General features: G+C 68.9%; 13 protein-coding genes. 9 read left to right on the top strand and 4 right to left on the bottom strand.

Annotated elements, in window-relative coordinates; genetic code table 11:
* The first annotated feature begins 16 nt into the window (after window positions 1-16).
* The 9 genes from ACF8O7_RS04785 (at window position 17) to ACF8O7_RS04745 (ending at window position 12,114) form a co-directional block, all read left to right on the top strand.
* A complete protein-coding gene (locus tag ACF8O7_RS04785) occupies window positions 17-1,738 on the top strand; it encodes a glycosyl transferase family protein (RefSeq protein ID WP_392442575.1) in 1,722 nt (573 codons plus the stop codon).
* A complete protein-coding gene (locus tag ACF8O7_RS04780; RefSeq protein WP_392442574.1) occupies window positions 1,735-4,602 on the top strand; it encodes a tetratricopeptide repeat protein in 2,868 nt (955 codons plus the stop codon). Before ACF8O7_RS04785 ends, ACF8O7_RS04780 begins: the two co-directional genes overlap by 4 nt.
* Window positions 4,603-4,656: 54 nt before the next feature.
* On the top strand, window positions 4,657-5,697 hold the full coding sequence (locus ACF8O7_RS04775) for a twin-arginine translocation pathway signal (protein ID WP_392442571.1): 1,041 nt from the start codon (window positions 4,657-4,659) through the stop codon (window positions 5,695-5,697).
* 3 nt (window positions 5,698-5,700) lie between these two features.
* Complete coding sequence (locus ACF8O7_RS04770; RefSeq protein ID WP_154834665.1) at window positions 5,701-6,834, top strand: cell division protein FtsQ; 1,134 nt, start codon at window positions 5,701-5,703, stop codon at window positions 6,832-6,834.
* Between the two features lie 13 nt (window positions 6,835-6,847).
* On the top strand, window positions 6,848-8,428 hold the full coding sequence (locus ACF8O7_RS04765; RefSeq protein WP_016452417.1) for an MBOAT family protein: 1,581 nt from the start codon (window positions 6,848-6,850) through the stop codon (window positions 8,426-8,428).
* 22 nt (window positions 8,429-8,450) lie between these two features.
* Window positions 8,451-8,690 carry an acyl carrier protein gene (locus ACF8O7_RS04760; RefSeq protein ID WP_016449889.1) on the top strand — a complete coding sequence of 80 codons (240 nt, stop codon included), beginning with the start codon at window positions 8,451-8,453 and terminating at the stop codon, window positions 8,688-8,690.
* Between the two features lie 69 nt (window positions 8,691-8,759).
* Complete coding sequence (locus tag ACF8O7_RS04755; protein ID WP_392442569.1) at window positions 8,760-10,223, top strand: AMP-binding protein; 1,464 nt, start codon at window positions 8,760-8,762, stop codon at window positions 10,221-10,223.
* Window positions 10,224-10,240: 17 nt separating this feature from the next.
* Window positions 10,241-10,942 (top strand): alginate O-acetyltransferase AlgF, encoded by a 702-nt coding sequence (locus ACF8O7_RS04750; RefSeq protein WP_016449891.1) that lies wholly within the window; start codon window positions 10,241-10,243, stop codon window positions 10,940-10,942.
* A gap of 26 nt (window positions 10,943-10,968) precedes the next feature.
* On the top strand, window positions 10,969-12,114 hold the full coding sequence (locus ACF8O7_RS04745; protein ID WP_016452419.1) for an acyl-CoA dehydrogenase family protein: 1,146 nt from the start codon (window positions 10,969-10,971) through the stop codon (window positions 12,112-12,114).
* 16 nt (window positions 12,115-12,130) lie between these two features.
* Here the strand turns inward: ACF8O7_RS04745 and ACF8O7_RS04740 are convergent, their stop codons facing one another.
* The 4 genes from ACF8O7_RS04740 to iolD all read right to left on the bottom strand — a co-directional run bounded on the left by ACF8O7_RS04740 (window position 12,131) and on the right by iolD (window position 17,282).
* Complete coding sequence (locus tag ACF8O7_RS04740; RefSeq protein WP_016449893.1) at window positions 12,131-13,105, bottom strand: DUF4434 domain-containing protein; 975 nt, start codon at window positions 13,103-13,105, stop codon at window positions 12,131-12,133.
* 135 nt (window positions 13,106-13,240) lie between these two features.
* Window positions 13,241-14,338, bottom strand: a complete 1,098-nt coding sequence (locus ACF8O7_RS04735; RefSeq protein ID WP_392442567.1) for a porin — start codon at window positions 14,336-14,338, stop codon at window positions 13,241-13,243.
* A gap of 44 nt (window positions 14,339-14,382) precedes the next feature.
* Complete coding sequence (iolE, locus tag ACF8O7_RS04730) at window positions 14,383-15,309, bottom strand: myo-inosose-2 dehydratase (protein ID WP_392442566.1); 927 nt, start codon at window positions 15,307-15,309, stop codon at window positions 14,383-14,385.
* An 89-nt stretch (window positions 15,310-15,398) separates the two neighbouring features.
* Entirely contained in the window at window positions 15,399-17,282 is a 1,884-nt protein-coding gene (iolD, locus tag ACF8O7_RS04725) for a 3D-(3,5/4)-trihydroxycyclohexane-1,2-dione acylhydrolase (decyclizing) (protein WP_392442564.1), read from the bottom strand.
* Window positions 17,283-17,470: the final 188 nt, after the last annotated feature.

Here is a 17,470-nt window from a genome sequence, read left to right as displayed (position 1 = left end):
GCATGAGGCGATCACCATGATCTCTTCCCTCTACTGGCCCTACCTGGTGGCCGACTACTACCACGCGCTGGAGATCACCAGCGCCGTGGTGGCCGTCATCATCCTGCTGTCCAGCATCGATGACCTGTTCATCGATGCCTGGTACTGGGTGCGCGAGGCCTGGCGCGCGCTGACCGTCAAGCGCCGCTACCAGCCGCTCAAGGCACAGCAGTTGCAGGAGGTCGAGGAAAAGCCGCTGGCCATCATGGTGCCGGCCTGGCTGGAGTACGACGTGATCGCGCCCATGCTCGAGAGCATGGTGGGCACGCTGGACTACAAGAACTACATGATCTTCGTGGGCACCTACCGCAACGACGAGCGCACCAAGAACGAGGTGGAGCGCATGCGCCGGCGCTACCGCCAGCTGGTCCGCGTGGAGGTGCCGCATGACGGCCCCACCTGCAAGGCCGACTGCCTCAACTGGATCGTGCAGGCCATCTTCCAGCAGAACACGCTGCAGCCCGAGCCCTTTGCCGGCCTGATCCTGCACGACAGCGAAGACGTGCTGCACCCGCTGGAACTCAAGTACTACAACTACCTGCTGCCGCGCATGGACTTCATCCAGCTGCCCGTGACCTCGCTGGAGCGCGAGTGGTACGAACTGGTGGCCGGCACCTACATGGACGAATTCGCCGAATGGCACACCAAGGACCTGGTGGTGCGCGAGAGCATGTCGCACATGGTGCCCTCGGCCGGCGTGGGCACCTGCTTTTCGCGCAAGGCGATGGAGGAACTGGCCGCCGAGACCCATAACCAGCCCTTCAACACCGACACGCTGACCGAGGACTACGACATCGGCGCGCGGCTGGCGCGCCGGGGCATGAAGCAGATCTTCGGCAAATTCCCCGTGGACTACGTGATACGGCGCAAGCCGCTGTTCGGCCTGGGCAAGGAAAAGGTGTCCACGCTGACCATGCCGCTGGGCATACGCGAGTTCTTTCCCAACACCTTCAAGACCGCCTACCGGCAAAAGGCGCGCTGGACGCTGGGCATCGGCCTGCAGGGCTGGAGCCAGGTCGGCTGGGCCGGGCCGCTGTCCACCAAGTACCTGCTGTTCCGCGACCGCAAGGGGCTGGTGACCTCCTTCGTGGCCATCCTGGCCTATCTGCTGCTGCTGAACTTCCTGGTCTTCCTGCTGGCCGACCACATGGGCTGGTGGACGGTCTACTACCCCTCCCTGTTCGCCCCCAATGGCTGGCTGGTGACGCTGATGAGCATTAACGTCGTCGCCCTGCTGCTGCGCGTGGTGCAGCGCGCCTGGTTCGTCTCGCGCCTGTACGGCTGGGAGCACGCCTTGCTGTCCGTCCCGCGCATGGTGATCGGCAACTTCATCAATGCCATGGCAGCGGCGCGCGCCTGGAAGCTGTTCATCGTCCACCTGGTCACGGGCAAGCGCCTGGCCTGGGACAAGACCATGCACGACTTCCCCTCCACAGACCAGTTGGTGCACCAGCGCCAGCGCCTGGGCGAGCTGCTGCTGTCCTGGCAGGCCATCGACGAAACCCGGCTGGCCAGCGCGCTGGAGATCCAGCGGCGCGAACGCCGCCCGCTGGGCGCCATCCTCATGGAGCAAGGCTGGCTCGACGAGGCCACGCTGCGCGAGGCCATCAGCTTCCAGCAGGGGGAGCCCACCGATCCCCCGGCACATCCCGGCTTGGCCGCAAGAGGCAATCCAAGCACACCAAGGGCCGGCATATGAAGCGTCTCGCACCCCTCGTTCGCCCACTCACCCTGGCCGCCCTGCTGGGCGCCGGCTGGAACGCGCCGCCGGCCTGGCCGCAGGCCGCAGCAGCCGTCAAGGCCGAGGCGCCGCTCAGGGGCCGCGCATGGCAGCTGGCCAACCAGGCCTATGCCCACTACCAGGCCGGCCGCTTTGCGCGGGCCGCCAGCGCCGCCGCATCGGCCATACAGCTGCGCCCCGACCTGCTGCGCCTGCGCATGCTGCTGATCTACTCGCTGCAAAGGCAGGGCAAGAACGAGGAAGCGCTCAAGGCCATCGCCTCGGCCCGCGCCGCCGGGCTGGACGAGGCCACGCTGCAGCAGGCCGAGACGAATGTGCGCGCGGCTGCGGCAGGCGGGGCCGCCGCAGGTGGCGGCGCGGCCACGGCCTCCGAGGCCTACAACAAGGCCTTTCCCATCGCCACCGAGGCCTACGCCGACTACAACGCCAGGAACTATGCAGACAGCGCGCGCAAGGCCGAGCAGGCCTTTCGCCTGGACCCCACGCAAGGCCAATGGGCATTGCTGTGGATTGGTGCGCTGGAAGCCCAGGACCAGCTGGGCGCCGCCATCGAGGCCGCAGATGCCGCCCTGTCCCTGGACCCACCCAACAAAAGCGACCTGGTGGCCAAGCGCCAGACCCTGCGCCGCAGCCAGGCCGTGCTGCCCGCGCAAAAGGCCTACCAGGCGCTGATCGCCAACAACCCGGCGCAGGCCGTGCCCTTTGCGCGCGAGGCCGTGGCGCTGGCGCCGGGAACGGCATCGCACCGCTTGCTGCTGATCACCTCGCTCATGCTGGCCGAGCAGCTGCCCGACGCGGAAAAGGCTGCCGACGAGGCACTGGCGCAGGACAACGAGGACACGGCCGCCCTGGGCATGCGCGGCTACATACGCCAGCGCCAGGGCAAGACCACGCTGGCCAACGAGGACTTCGACGACGTGCTCAAGCAGGATTGGCTGGACGAAAAGCAATCGGCCAACCTGCGCCTGATCGCGGCCGACGCAGCCCTGGCTGCGGGCGACGCGGCACGCGCCCGCGCGCTGCTGGCGCCCATGCCGGCGCAGGATGAATCCGTGGCCCGCCGCCTCAAGCAAGCCGATGGACTGCGCCCGGGCCGCGACACGCCCATGGTGGCCGATACGCGCGGTGCCTCGCAGACCCTGGCCATGGCCGACTACCCGCCGCCGCTGCAGGACTGCCGCGACACGCCCTACGGAACGGTCTGCGAGCTGCAGCCCTCCGATGCCCAGGGCGCAGGCGGCCCCAGCGCCCAGGCCTATGCGGCCTACGCGCGCCAGGACTACAAGGCCGCCATCGAACATGCGCAAACGGCCGTGGAGCAGGACCCCGACAACGAGCAGCTGCAAAAGCTGCTGACCACCACGCTGGCCGCAGGCAACCGCGACCAGCAGGGCCAGGCCCTGCTGCGGCTGGACAAGTCCCTGTCCCTCACCCCCAACGACGCCCAGCTGCTGATGCAGCGCGGCTACCTGTACTCGCGCCAGGAAGAGCCGGCCAAGGCGCTGCAGGATTTTCGTGCCGCCCGCGCCACGGGCGAGGCGCCTGCGGGCGCCATGCTGGACGAGGGCTATGCCCTGGCCGGCACCGGCGACAGCCGGGGCGCCGTGCACACCTTCAAGCAAGCCATCGACCTGGACGATGCCGGCACCGCCAAGCTGACGCCGGGCCAGCGCGAGAACGCGCGCAGCGCCGTCTCCGGCTACTCGCGCGAATGGGGCGCCATCGTCTCCCTGGGCTACCGGGGCGCGCGGCCGGCGGGGCGTGCATTCTCGGACGGCATCCTCACCCAGGCCGGCGACGCCGTCTTCGGCACGGCCGAGGCCTACTGGCGCCCGTCCAACTTCCTCAACTCATCGACGCGCATCTTCGATGTCTACGGACGGCTGGGCAGCACCTTGCATGACGGGGGCGGCACCACGCTGGGCCAAAGCGCCATCGACCCCTGCACGGGCCTGCCCATCAATGTGCAGGCAGGCGACAACCGCGGCATCTCGGGCCTGCCCACCACCACGGGCTCGCTGGGCATGCGCTTCACGCCGTCCACCAAGTACGCGCTGACCTTTGGCATAGAGCGCCAGTTCAACATCGGCTCCGCCACGCGCTCGGGCTTCATCACGCCTGAATCGCCCCAGCTGCGCTGCCTGATGAGCGGGCGCGATCCGCTCAACCCCACGGGCCCGGCACTGGGCAATCCCATCTCGGCCAAGTACAGCGCGGGCGCGGGCCAGGGCGGCTGGCTGGCCTATGTCACCCACGGCTTCTACGAAGGCACGGGCCGGCGCACGGACCGCTCCAGCTGGTTCACCATGGAAGGCTACAGCCAGGCCGGCTATGCCAACCAGAGCATGGCCTCGCGCTTCACGCTGACAGACCAGACCAATGGCGCCGTGGTGGGCGACGGCTCGGGGCGCTACAAGCGCGAGCAATGGTTCTTCTCCACCGAGGCCCGCATCGGGCGCAGCTTCCGCGCCGACGGCATCAACCAGGGCCTGGTGATCTTCCCGTTCGGCGTGGTCGCGGCCGACTGGATCAAACAGAGGAACCGCGTGCAAGTGCGTTCCCTGCAGGCCGCCCCTGGCGCCACGCCCACCGCAGCCCAATTGGCCGCCCAGCAGGGACAGACCCTGGCCCTGCAAGGCAACGGCAGCAGCTGGTCGGCCAGCGCCGGCGTGGGCATCAGCCTGCGCCAATGGTTCCGCGAAAGCCACTACAGCACGGCCCAGTCCTATCTGGACTGGTCCATGCAGTACCGCTTCAACATCGGCGGCGGCCAGGCCGACCGCGCCAAGGGCCTGTTCATGACGCTGACGCTGTCCTATTGAAAGCCCCGCCCCGCCGCCACCACCACACAGACAAGAGAAAAGGAGAAAGCTCCCATGGATTCGACCAAGCAAGCACCCCGCCCCGCCCTGCACGGACTGCGCTCGGGCATGGCGCGCGCCGCACGCGGGCTGGCCGGCTGCGCCCTGGTGCTGGGCGCGCTGGCAGCGCAGGGTACGGCTCAGGCCCAGGCACAGGACAGCTCCTCCATCGTTCTCAGGGGCAAGGACGGGTGGCTGTTTCCGGGCTGGGGCAGCCTGACCCAGGTGGACCGCGCCGGCATCACGGAATCCACGCGGCTGATCACCGAGGCGCGCAACCTGCTGGCCGCGCGCGGCGTGAAGCTGCAGGTGCTGCTGCTGCCCGACAAGGTGCGCTTCTACGCTGACAAAATGCCCGATGGCAAGGCCATGAGCGCCGATGTCCAGGGCCGCTACAAGCAGGTGCTGCAGGCGCTGCAGGGCGCAGGCATTCCCAGCTTCGACGACGAGGCCGTGCTGCGCACCGTGCGCGACAGCGGCAAGGACGTGTTCTACCGCACCGACCAGCACTGGACCCAGGCGGCAGCCGACGCCACGGCCGAGGCCACCGCCCGCATGGTCCAGGGCGAGGTGCCCCAGCTGGCCGGCAGCGCCGGCAGCGGCCTGGCCCTGGGCGACACCGTCACCGAGCGCCGCTATGGCGACCTGGCCGAGCTGTTTCTGACCGCCGAGGAGCGCAAGCAGATCGGCCGCGAGGTCTATACCGTGCGCCGCCAGGCTCCGGCCAAGGGCCTGCTCGACGATGAGCCCGCCCCCGTCCATGTCACCGGCCACAGCATGGTCCAGCCCTACTTCGGCTTTCCGCAAAAGCTCTCCAACCTGCTGGACCGCCCGGTCTCGCTGAACTGGAAACCCGGCAACGTGGGCCAGTGGACCATGCTGCTGGAATATCTGGAGTCACCTGCCTTCAAGGCCCACAAGCCCCAGGTGCTGGTGTGGCAGATGTTCGAGCCCACCTACAGCTACGGCCCCAACGCGGCCGGCCAGTGGGACAACGCCTCCCTCATGCCCAGCGCCACCTGGCTGGAGCGGCTGCGCGCCGCACTCAAGGGCTGACCCGTGGACCAAGCCGCGCAAGACCTGCAAACCGACAAGGGCCACCGGCGCAATGCCTGGATCTGGGGCGCCCTGCTGCTGTCGGGCCTGGCCTGGGGTGGCTGGTCGCTGGCCCGCCACGGCCCCAAGGCCGGCGAGCTGCAGCTGTCGGCCTGGCTCGATGGCCGCGCGGGCACGGCGCTGAACAAGGGCCTGCGCCTGCCCGCCCAGTCTTCGCTGGAGACGGGCCAGGCCGCGCTGCGCTATCGCCTGCTGGGCGATACGGGCGCGCAGGTGGCCCTGGGCTGCCCGCAGTGGATGTTCTACCGCGACGGCCTGCGGCCCCAGCCCGGGGTAGGCGCCGCGCCCTTCGAGGCGCGCCAGCGCCTGCTGCGCCACTGGACACGGCAGTTGCAGGACAAGGGCATTGCCACCCTGGTGGTGGCCGTGCCCGACAAGTCGCGCATCGAGGCCGACCACCTGTGCGGCCTGCCCGTGGCCCCCGTGATGCTGCAGCGCCTGGACCTGTGGCAGCAGCGCCTGCAGGCCGACGGCATTGCCTTTGCCGACCTGCGCCCCGCCCTGCAGGCCCAGGAGCAGACGCAGCCCGTGTTCTTTCGCACCGACGTGCACATGAACGCCGAGGGCGCACGCGCCGCCGCCCTGGCCGTGGCCCGGGCCGCGCTGCCGCTGCTGGGCGGGCAGCGCGGCAGCCAGGCCTTCGAGGAGTCTGCACCCGGGCCGCTGCAGCCCTTGCCCGGCGACCTGCTGGCCCTGGCCGGCCTGGCCGACGCACCGGCAGGCTGGCGCCCGCAGCGCGACGAAATACGCCCCCAGGCCATCACCCCCGTGCGCGGCGGCGGCCTGCTGGACGAGACGCCGCCCGTGCAGGTGCTGCTGGCCGGCAGCTCCAACGGCCTGCGCAGCAATTTCGCGCCACAGCTGGGCCGCGCGCTGGGCCATGAAGTCTGGAACCTCAGCATGGATGGCGGCCAGTTCAGCGGCGCCATGGTGTCCGCCCTCAAGCGCCGCGCCTCCTGGCCGGCCAGCCTGCGGCTGGTGATCTGGGAGTTCTCGGAAAACACCTTGTCCCTGCCCCTGACGGACGATGAAAAAGCGGCGCTCAAGGAGCTGGACGCCGCCTCCCCGCCTGCGTGAAACCGCCCGCTACATGCTGTTCAACTCCTATCTTTTCCTGCTGCTGTTCCTGCCCATCGCGCTGGCGGGCCACTACCTGGCCGGCGCCATCAGCCTGCGGCTGGCCGCGTTCTGGCTGTGCCTGACGTCCTTCGTCTTCTATGGCTGGTGGAACCCGCAGTTCGTCGCCCTGCTGGCCCTGTCCATTGCCTTCAACTACGTGGTGAGCCGGCTGATCCTGCGCTTTGCCGGCCATGCGCGGCTGCAGGGGCTGGTGACTGCGCTGGGCGTGGGCGCGGACCTGGCGGCACTGTTCCACTACAAGTACTTCGCCACGCTGTTCAACTTCCTGGGCGAATGGGGGCTGACGCAGGGCGGCATGCACGAGCTGATCCTGCCCCTGGGCATCTCGTTCTTCACCTTTACCCAGATCGGCTACCTGCTGGACTGCCGCTCGGGCATCGTCAAGGAACGCAGCCTGCTCAGCTACGTGCTGTTCGTGACCTTCTTCCCGCACCTGATTGCCGGGCCCATCCTGCACCACAAGGAAATGATGCCGCAGTTCGCGCAGCCGGATAACTACCGGTTCCGCGCGGACAACCTGTCCATCGGGGGCACGCTGTTCGTGATCGGCCTGGCCAAGAAGGTGCTGCTGGCCGACGAGATCGCACCCTATGCGGACGCCGGCTTCGCCGCGCCCGGCGAGCTGCAGTTCTGGGCCGCCTGGGGCGCCAGCCTCAGCTACGCGCTGCAGCTGTACTTCGACTTCTCGGGCTATTCGGACATGGCCCTGGGCCTGGCGCGCATGTTCGGCATCCGTTTCCCGCTGAACTTCAACTCGCCCTACAAGGCCGGCAGCATCATCGACTTCTGGGCGCGCTGGCACATGACGCTGACGCGCTACCTCACGGCCTACCTGTACTACCCCGTGGCCATGGCCATCTCGCGCGCACGCGAAAAGCGCGGGCTGTCCGTGGGATCGAGCGCCGCGCGCACGCCGGGCGGCTTTGCGGCCACCATCGTCGTGCCCACGCTGTTCACCATGGGGCTGGCGGGCATCTGGCACGGCGCCGGCCTGCAGTACGTGATCTTCGGCCTGCTGCATGCCTTCTACCTGTCGGTCAACCATGCCTGGCGCATCTTCGTGGTCAGCCGCAAGCCGGCCGCCGCCCGCAAATCGGGCCGGGGCGTGCAGGCGCTGTGCGTTGTCATCACCTTCATCGCCGTGCTCATCGCCCAGACCTTCTTCCGCGCCCACGGCGTGGGCGACGCCATGCTGCTGCTCAAGGGCATGGCCGGCCTGCGCGGCGTAGAGGCGCTGGAGTCGCTGTCCCACGTCCAGGGACTGGCACTGGGCGATGCCATCCGCCTGGCCATAGGCCACCATATGCAGCTGGCCCTGGTGCTGCTGCTGCTGGCCATTGCCTGGTTCACGCCCAATGCCCACCAGATCCTGGGCCGCTTCTCGCCCGCCATGTTCAAGGTGCAGGAAGCGCCCCGGGCCTGGATGCGCTGGCGCCCCAGCGCGGGCTGGACGGCCGTGACCCTGGTCCTGCTCTTCCTGTGCCTGGTCAACCTGCACAAGGAAACCCGCTTCCTGTATTTCCAGTTCTGAAACGCCTGTTGGAGAAAAAAGCATGTCCCACAATGACATCGAAACCAAGATTGCCCAGATCATCGGAGCCATCATCCTGACCTCGGTCGAGCCCGATACGCTGCTGCTCGAATCGGGCCTGGTGGACTCGCTGTCCGCCGTGGACGTGGCCCTGGCCATCGAGAAGGAATTCGGCGTCAAGATACCGCCATCGGAGATCGACCTGCACCTGGAGTCCGTGCAAACGCTGGCGCAGTACGTGGCCGAGCAGCGCAAGGCGTGATGAGACGCCGGCACTGTCGGCCCGGCCTGCGCAGCCATCCCCATCCACCCACCGCCGCAAGGAGCCCGCATGCGATTCAGTTTTGACCGCTTCGACTTCATCGAGCCCGACGCCGGCACGCAGCGGCCGGCCGTCATCGATGCCGCCGGCACGCTGGGCTGGCAGCAACTGGCCCAGGCCGTGGAGCAATGGGAGCAGCAGGCGCTGGCGCGCGGCGCTCGCCGCGACGAGCCGCTGCTGATCACGGGGCACAAGGAGACGGCCTTTCTCGTGGCCATCCTCGGCTGCCTGCGCCTGGGCGTGCCCTTTGTCCCCGTGGACGTGATCAACCCGGCCGAGCGCATGGCGCGCATCGCCACGCTGGTGCAGGCCGGCCTGCACTACGACGCGCAGGCCCGCAGCTTTGTGGACACCGGCATCGCCGCGCAGCCGCTGCAGGAAAAATCGCTGGCCTACATCATGTTCACCTCGGGCAGCACGGGCGATCCCAAGGGCGTGCAGATCGGGCGCGAGAGCATGGGCCTGTTCGCCGGCTGGATACGCGACTGCCTGGCCCTGGGCGAGGCGCCGGTGTTCATGGACCAGATGCTGTTCAGCTTCGACTTTTCGCTGTTCAACTGGATGGGCGCCCTGGTCACGGGCGGTGCATGCGTGCTGTGCGCGCGCGAGACCATTGCCGACCGCCAGGCCTTTGCCGCCTACCTGGCGCGCACCCATGTGAACGTCTGGGCATCCACGCCCTCCTTCGTGCGCCAGCAGCTGCTGGATGCCGACTTCGACCAGCAGCACCTGCCCGACCTGCGCGTCTTCGTCTTCGGCGCCGAATCGCTCACGCCCACCGTGGCCGAGGCGCTGTGGAGCCGCTTTCCCCAGGCGCGCATCATCAACTCCTACGGCCCCACCGAGGCCACCTGCTCCACCACCTGGGTGGAGATCGACCCCGCGCTGCGCCAGCGCGCGCCGCTGCCCTTTCCCATCGGCCGGGCCAAGCCCTATGCCGATGTGTTCCTGGACGAAGGCGAGATCTGCGTGGCCGGCGACCACGTGATGCGCGGCTACCTCAACCGCCCCGACCTGCACGCCACACGCATGTTCATGCGCAACGGCAAGCGCGGCTACCGCACGGGCGACCTGGGCGAGATCGACGGCGAGGGCCTGGTCACCTTCCACGGCCGGCGCGACGACCAGATCAAGATGCACGGCTACCGCATCGAGCTGGCCGAGGTCGATGCCGTGCTGGCCACCCTGCCCGGCGTGCGCGCAGGCGCGGCGGTGGCACTCAAGCGGCCCGACGGCTTCATCGTGCGCATGATCGGCTTCGTGGACCTGGACCGCAGCGGCCCGCCCGGCATGCACCCCCTGCCCGAAGACCTGGCCGGATGGCGCGAACTGCTGGCCCAGCGCGTGCCGCCCTACATGATTCCGTCGGAACTGCTGGCCTGCCATGGCTTTCCGCTGACCCAGACCGACAAGGCCGACCGCAAGCAACTGGAGCGCATGTACCTCGACTCGCGCATGCGCCCCGCCCAATGAAACAAGGATCTGCAGGCATGACTTCCGTTTTTTCCGCTGTGAGGCGCCAAGCACTGTTCACCCTGGCCGGGCTGGCGGCCCTGTCCTGCCTGCCTGCAGCGCATGCCGAAGGCACGCTGGCCCAGCTGTACGCCGCGCGCCCCCCCGCAGGCTCGTCCTTCGTGCGCGTGGTCCACCCCGACGCGGGCAGCCTGCGCGTGAAGATCGCCGATGGCCCCGAGCAGACGCTGTCCGGCAGCAAGCCGGCCAGCAGCTACGCCATCGTCAAGGGCGACACGCCCTTTGCCATCCAGCTGGACGGCAAGAGCGCCGGCAGCATGAAGGTGGCGCCGGGCAGCTTCACCACCCTGGTGCCGCAGCGCCAGGGCAAGAACGCGGCCACGCGCTTCACGGCCATCGACGACTCCGGCGGCAGCCAGGACGCGCTCAAGGCCGAGCTGCGTTTCTACAACCTCACCACGGACTGCCCCCAGGGCAGCCTGCAGGTCGCGCCCGCGGGCACGCCCCTGTTCACCGGCGTGGCGCCGGCCGCATCGGCCAGCCGCTCCATCAACCCGGTCAGCGCCCAGCTCAGTGCCAGCTGCGCCAAGGCCGTCAGCGCGCCGCTGGCACTGCCCCAGCTGCAGCCCGGCGACCACTACAGCCTGTTCATGACGGGTACGGCCGCCTCCCCCGTGCTGCGCGGCCAGGCCAGCGCCACCGACACCTATCGCCCCTGACCCAGCCCAAGGAGACCGACACAGACATGCGCACCCGCTCCGTATTGCGTGAAGACCACCTGCTGTTCAAGGAACAGGTGGACCGATTCGTGGCCACCGAGATCCTGCCCCACATCAATGACTGGGAGGCAGAGGGCATCACGCCGCGCGCCCTGTGGCGCAAGGCTGGCGACAGCGGCCTGCTCAATTGCGACCTGCCCCCGCCCTACGGCCAGGGCGGGGACTTCGGCCACGCGGCCGTGGTCATCGAGGCGCTGGCGCGTGCCAACTGCCTGGGCATCGGCTTTTCCATCCACTCCGACATGGTGGCGCCCTATCTCTGGAACTTCGGCACGCAGGTGCAGAAGGACCGCTGGCTGCCGCGCATGGCCACGGGCGAGCTGATCGGCGCCATCGCGCTGACCGAGCCCGGCGCGGGCAGCGACCTCAAGGCCGTGCGCACGCGCGCCCGCCGCAAGAGCGAGAGTGAAGGCGGCGGCTACGTGCTCAACGGCCAGAAGACCTTCATCACCAACGGCGTCAACGCCGGCCTGATGGTGGTGCTGGCCAGCACCGAGCCCGACCTGGGCGCGCGCGGCCTGTCGCTGTTCGTGGTGGAAGAAGGCATGAAGGGCCTGGGCAAGGGCCCGGCGCTGCGCAAGATAGGCCAGCACAGCCAGGACACCTGCGAGCTGTTCTTCGACGAGCTGCACCTGCCGGCCGACCACCTGCTGGGGCGCGAGAACGCAGCCTTCGAGCATGTGACCCAGGAGCTGGCGCAGGAGCGGCTGGCGATCGCGCTGCGTGCGGCGGCCTCCACCGAAGGCATGCTGGACGAGGCTGCCGAGTTCGTGCGCAACCGCAAGGTCTTCGGGCGCCGCGTGCTCGACTACCAGAACACCCGCTTCAAGTTCGCCGACGCCCTGGCCAGGACCACCATGCTGCGCGTCTTCCTGGACGACTGCCTGGCCCAGCACATGGAAGGCTCGCTGGACTCCGTCACCGCCGCCATGGCCAAGCTCAACGCCACCGAGCTGCAGGGCCAGGTGCTGGACGAGCTGCTGCAGCTGCACGGCGGCTACGGCTACATGGCGGAATACGGCATCGGCCGTGCCTGGGCCGATGCAAGGGCACTGCGCATCTTCGGCGGAAGCAGCGAGATCCTGCGAGAGATCATCGCCAAGCGCTTCTGACCCGGCCGCCTGCCGCTCAGCGCGCGGCGGATTTCCACCCGCGCAGCAGTTGCCGGGCTTCGGGCGTGTCGTTCAGCACCCAGGGATCGATGGCGAAGGCAACGACGCGCTGGGCGCCGTAGTCGCGGGCCACGTCCCATTGGCGACGCACGCGCTCGAAGCTGGCCGTGCGCGCCTGGAAGTCCGAGCCATCGGGCCGCGCGGGCGGCAGTTGCTCGAACAGCTCCACGATGAGATCGAACGGCGCCCTGCGCTCGAGCAGCATCTGCTGCAGCGGCGCCAGCGCCTCGTAGTTGCCCAGGCCCGCCACGCCCACGCCGTCCTGCACCATGGGGCGCAGGGACACGCGGTCCAGCAGGATGCTCCACAGCGTGGGCAGGCTGCCCAGGGTCTGCAGCTGGCTGAAATAGGTGGAGATGCCGGGCACCTGGCCGGATGTGGCCGCTGCCGCCTGGGCCAGCGGTTGCAGCGCGCTCACCAGCAGCTCGATGCGCTCGGGCGCGGCCCAGTGGTACTGCTCCAGCTCGTAGGGGATGTACCAGCCGCGAAAGGCCGCATGGCGCGGCCAGGTGCTGGCGTACATGTGGCTGGCGCCCAGCTCGGCGATATGCGCCAGGTAGGGCGCAGGGCCTGCGGCGTTGTCAAGGCTGATCTGCTTCCACCAGCGCTCGTCATAGGGCAGGCCCAGGTGCACGCCCATGCCCAGTTCGGTGCAGATGTCCAGCAGGTCGGCGATCTGCGCGTCGGCCAGCATCCAGCTGTCCGCCTCGGTATCGCCCAGCAGGCCGCTCCATTGCACGAACAGCTCGCGGCAGCCCAGCGCCTGGGTGGCGGCCAGGCGCTGGCGCCATTGGTCGCGCGGCATCTCCAGATGGCTGCGCCACGGCTGCAGGAAACTGCCCGACACGGGCGCCGAGGCCGCGCAACCGACCAGCGAGGCACAGGCGGCGGCCACGCCGGCGCCGAGGAATTCGCGTCTGGACAAATGCATGTTGGGGACGGCCGCAAGGCTGCGTGAAGGCAAGCGCCAAGAATACAGCCAAGCGGCACCGCCCCGCCCCAAGGGGGCCGGCCCAGCGGGGGTTGACCCGGCCGGGCTGAGGGTTGATGCGCGGCGAAGGCGGCTTCAGAACGAGTGCACGACGCCCGCGTAAAGCCCCTGCTGGCCGGAGCCGGGCAGCGGCTTGCCGCTGTTGGCCTCCACCGAGAACGAGGCTGTGCCCCCGTTGGAGAGGGTGCCGACCGTGCCATACAGCATGGTGCGCCGGGAAAGATGGTAATTGGCCCCCAGGCTCAGCAGGCTGGCGCCGCCGCCACTTCGGTTGGCGCGGTAGGCGCCGCCCACCAGCACCAGCGACGGCGTGGCCTGGTAGTTGGCGCCCATCCAGTAGGTCTGCTGCCTGCGGGCGCCTGCCGGGTTGTCGGCGTCGGCCACCGTCAGGAGGCCTGACCGGATCTGGCTGTAGCCCGCGAACAGCTTCAGGCCGCCCACGCGGTAGGTTGCTCCCACCGTGTACAGGCGCGATGCCGTGTAGAGCGAACTGAACGCGCCGTTGCCGTCGCGGATTTCTTCGTAGAAGGCCTTGAGCACCAGCGGCCCCTGCTCATAGCCCACGCTGGCGGCGGCCTGGCGCCAGGCCCGGGAACGGCCCGCCTCCCCGTTCAGCCCCAGCTGGGTGCGAAACGAGAGCCCGCCCCAGGCCGGCGACTGGTAGCTGATGGCATTGGGGCGCGACCCCCAGGTCCGGTTGCCCTGCAGCGTGCCCGCGCCCATGGCCTGCAGGCCCATGGGGTCCAGCGCCCAGACCTCGCCATCGGGAATGCCCATGGCCCGGCCCAGCAGCAGCGTGCCGTACGTCTGGCTTCGCAGGCCGACCACCGCATAGCGGCTGAAGAAGCTGTCGCCCACCGTGCCATCGTCGGCGGAGAACTGGCTTTCGAGATGGAAGACGGCGCTCAGGCCGCCACCCAGGTCCTCGGCCCCGCGCAGCCCCCACCAGGTCGCGCCCCATTGCCCGGCGTGCCGGAGTTGATCGGAAGACCGGCCCGGCCCCCCGGCAATGCGGTTCATATAGTCGACACCGCTGACGAGGCGCCCATACAGCGTGACGCTGCCTTGCGCCGCGGCCAGACTGGCTGCGCCGGCCAGCGCCGCAGCGCACAGGCAAGGTACGGTGGACCGGGCCGCAGGGCCCCGCAGGGCATGGTGGATTGCAGATGTCATGACGTTGTCCTCCCTTGGTTTTCATGCCTCGATGCCGGATGGCCTCAGGCGCCCAGCCGCTCCACAAGCGCGCGCAGCGTCTCGTAGCCCTTTTTCGCGTATGCGTAGCCGGGCGCGATGGCGGGGTCCTGCTCGGCCTCGACCACCAGCCAGCCCTGGTAGCCGGCATCCCTGAGCGTGCGCAGCACCGCCTCGAAGTCGAGCGCGCCGTCGCCCGGCACCGTGAAGATGCCGTTGACCACGCCCTGCAGAAAGCTCCAGTCGCCCTGGCGTGCCTGGGCAATCACCTGGGGACGCACATCCTTGCAATGCACATGCGCCACGCGCGCCACATGTTTTTTCAGCAGCGCCGCCGGATCGGCCGCGCCGCCGTAGTAGGCATGGCCGGTATCGAACAGCAGAAAGACCTTGCGCGGATCGGTCAGCGCCATCAGGCGGTCCACATCCTGCGGGGATTCCACCTGGGCGCCCATGTGGTGGTGATAGGCCAGCCGGATGCCGTAACACTCCAGCAGGTGCGCGCCAAAGGCATCCAGCCGCCACGCATAGCGCTGCCAGGCCGCATCGTCGGCAAAGCGCGGGCGCCGGGACACAGGCGTGCCGATCTGCCCCTGGACCGTGCCCGCGCATTCGCCATAGACCACCACGTCGACGCCGTTGTGGCGCAGCCTGTCCATGTGGGGCTTGCAGCGCTCGGCCTCGGCGGCAAGGGCCTGGTCGTCGCTGCCCGCATCGGCCTGCGCCAGAAAGCCCGAGTACCAGCCGGAGACGCAGGCCAGCCCGTACGCGTCGAGCGTGGCCTTGAGCGCGGGGCCGGTTTTCGGAAACTTGTTGCCCAGCTCGAAACCTGCGTAGCCGATCTCGGCGCCCTCCTTCAGTGCCGTGTCCAGCGGCGTATCGCCCCCCAGCGAAGGGAGGTCGTCGTTCATCCAGGACAGGGGATTGATACCGATGCGAACCTTCCAGTTCATGCGAGTCCTCCTTGGGGCAGATAGGCGCCTAGACAGTTAGGCAGATGGGCAGATGGGCAGAAATCGGGCAGGGCGACGGTGGCGCGGCGTCAGCGCCGCTGGCCTGCCTTGTGGTGCAGGTACTCGCGCCGCGCGCCCTGGACCTCGGGGCGGCCCGAGACCTCGGGCACGGCAACCTCCCACCAGGCGCCGCCGTCGGCCGTGGTGCGGTGGTGGGTGGTGTCTATCACCAGCACCTGGCTGCGGCGGGACGCCCGCGCACGCAGCATTTCGCGGCGCAGTTCCTGCACACCGCCCACGTGGACGGCCTCGGCCCCCATCGCAGCGGCATGGCGGGCGAAATCGATGGACGAGCGCTCGCCCCCCTCGGGCACGCAGTCGTCGAGCATGTTGTTGAAGCTGGCGCCGCCGCAGCGCACCTGCAGCCGCTCTATGCAGCCGTAGCCGCGGTTGTCCAGCACCACGACGATGATCTTGCGGCCCAGCAGCACCGAGGTGGCCAGCTCGGCGTTGAGCATCATGTAGGAGCCATCGCCCACGACCACGATGACCTCGCGCTCGGGCCTTGCCAGCTTCACGCCCAGGCCGCCCGCGATCTCGTAGCCCATGCAGGAATACGCATAGTCCACGTGGTAGTTGCCCGGCAGGCCGCTGCGCCACAGCTTGTGCAGCTCGGCCGGCAGCGTGCCGGCCGCGCAGACCACGACGTCATTGCGGGCGCTGTCCAGCCCTGAGTCGGCGGCAGACTCGCGCAAGGCCCCGATCACCTCGGCGTCACAGGGCAGCTCGCCCTGGGGCGCGTGCAATGTCAGCTCCGCCACGCGCTGTGCCCAGGCTGAGGCCCGGGCGCGCAGCTCTTCGGTCCACCGTGGATCGGCCCGCCAGCCGGCCAATCCTGCACCCAGCTGGGCCAGGCCAATACGGGCATCGGCCACCAGCTGGCGGCCACGCTTTCTGGCGGCATCGAAGGGCTGCACGTTCAGGCCCAGCACCGTGGCCTGGCTGTACAGCGCCTGCGAGCCGCTGGTGAAATCCTGCTGCCGCGTGCCGATGGCCAGCAGCACATCGCAGTGCCGGGCCGCGTGGTTGGCAGCCGGCGAGCCGGTCACGCCGATGGCGCCCAGGTTGAGGGCATGGTCCCAGGCCAGGCTGCCCTTGCCGGCCTGCGACTCGGCCACCGGCACGCCATGCGTTTCGGCAAACACGCGCAAGGCCTCCCAGGCCTGGCTGTACAGCACGCCGCCGCCCGCCACGATCAGCGGCCTTTTGGCGCAGGCCAGCAAGGCCACGGCCTGCTCCAGCTCGGCGGCATCGGCCGGCGGGCGGCGCAGGCGGATCAGCGGCGGGTGGAAGAAATCCATGGGCCAGTCGAAGGCCTGGGTCTGCACATCCTGCGGCAGCGCAAGGCAGGCGGGGCCGCACTGCGCCGGGTCGGTCATGACCTGGATGGCGCGCGGCAAGGCCGCCAGCAATTGCCCGGGCTGCATGATGCGGTCGAAGTAGCGCGTGACCGGACGCAGGCAGTCGTTGGCGCTCAGATCACCCTGCTCGAAGCTCTCCACCTGCTGCAGGACGGGATCGGGCAGGCGCGAGGCAAAGATGTCCCCGGGCAGCAGCAGCAGCGGCAGGCGCGCCACATGCGCCAGCGCGGCGGAGGTCACCAGGTTGGTGGCGCCGGGGCCGATGCTGGAGGTCACGGCCATCATGCGCTGGCGGAAATGGGTCTTGGCAAAGGCCACGGCCGCATGGGCCATGCCCTGTTCGCTGTGGGCGCGAAAGGTGGGCAGCCTGTGCCTTTCGGCATGCAGGGCCTCGCCCAGCCCGGCCACGTTGCCATGCCCAAAGATGGCGAACACGCCGCCGCAATAGGGCTGGATGGAGGTGCTGCCGTCCGGCTGCACGACCTCGGCCCGCAAGGCCGCCAGGTAGCGGACCAGCGCCTGGCTGACGGTCAATTTCACAGTGCTTGTCATGGCTTGCCTTGTCTCCGATGTCCGCCGTTCGGAACATGTTCGAAAGATTAAAACTATTGGAAATTATTTTCCTTAGGTGTAATCACTTAGAAATTAATTTCCAAAATTTCACGGCGCGGAACTACAGTTCTCCTCACGGTCCGGTGCAATCCGGTGTGTGGCGAGTCCATGCGGGGCCTGCATGCGCC

This window comes from Delftia sp. WSY_16 (assembly GCF_043104415.1).
GTDB classification, from domain to species: Bacteria; Pseudomonadota; Gammaproteobacteria; order Burkholderiales; family Burkholderiaceae_C; genus Comamonas; species Comamonas tsuruhatensis.
This window is presented reverse-complemented; position numbering and strand designations above follow the sequence as displayed.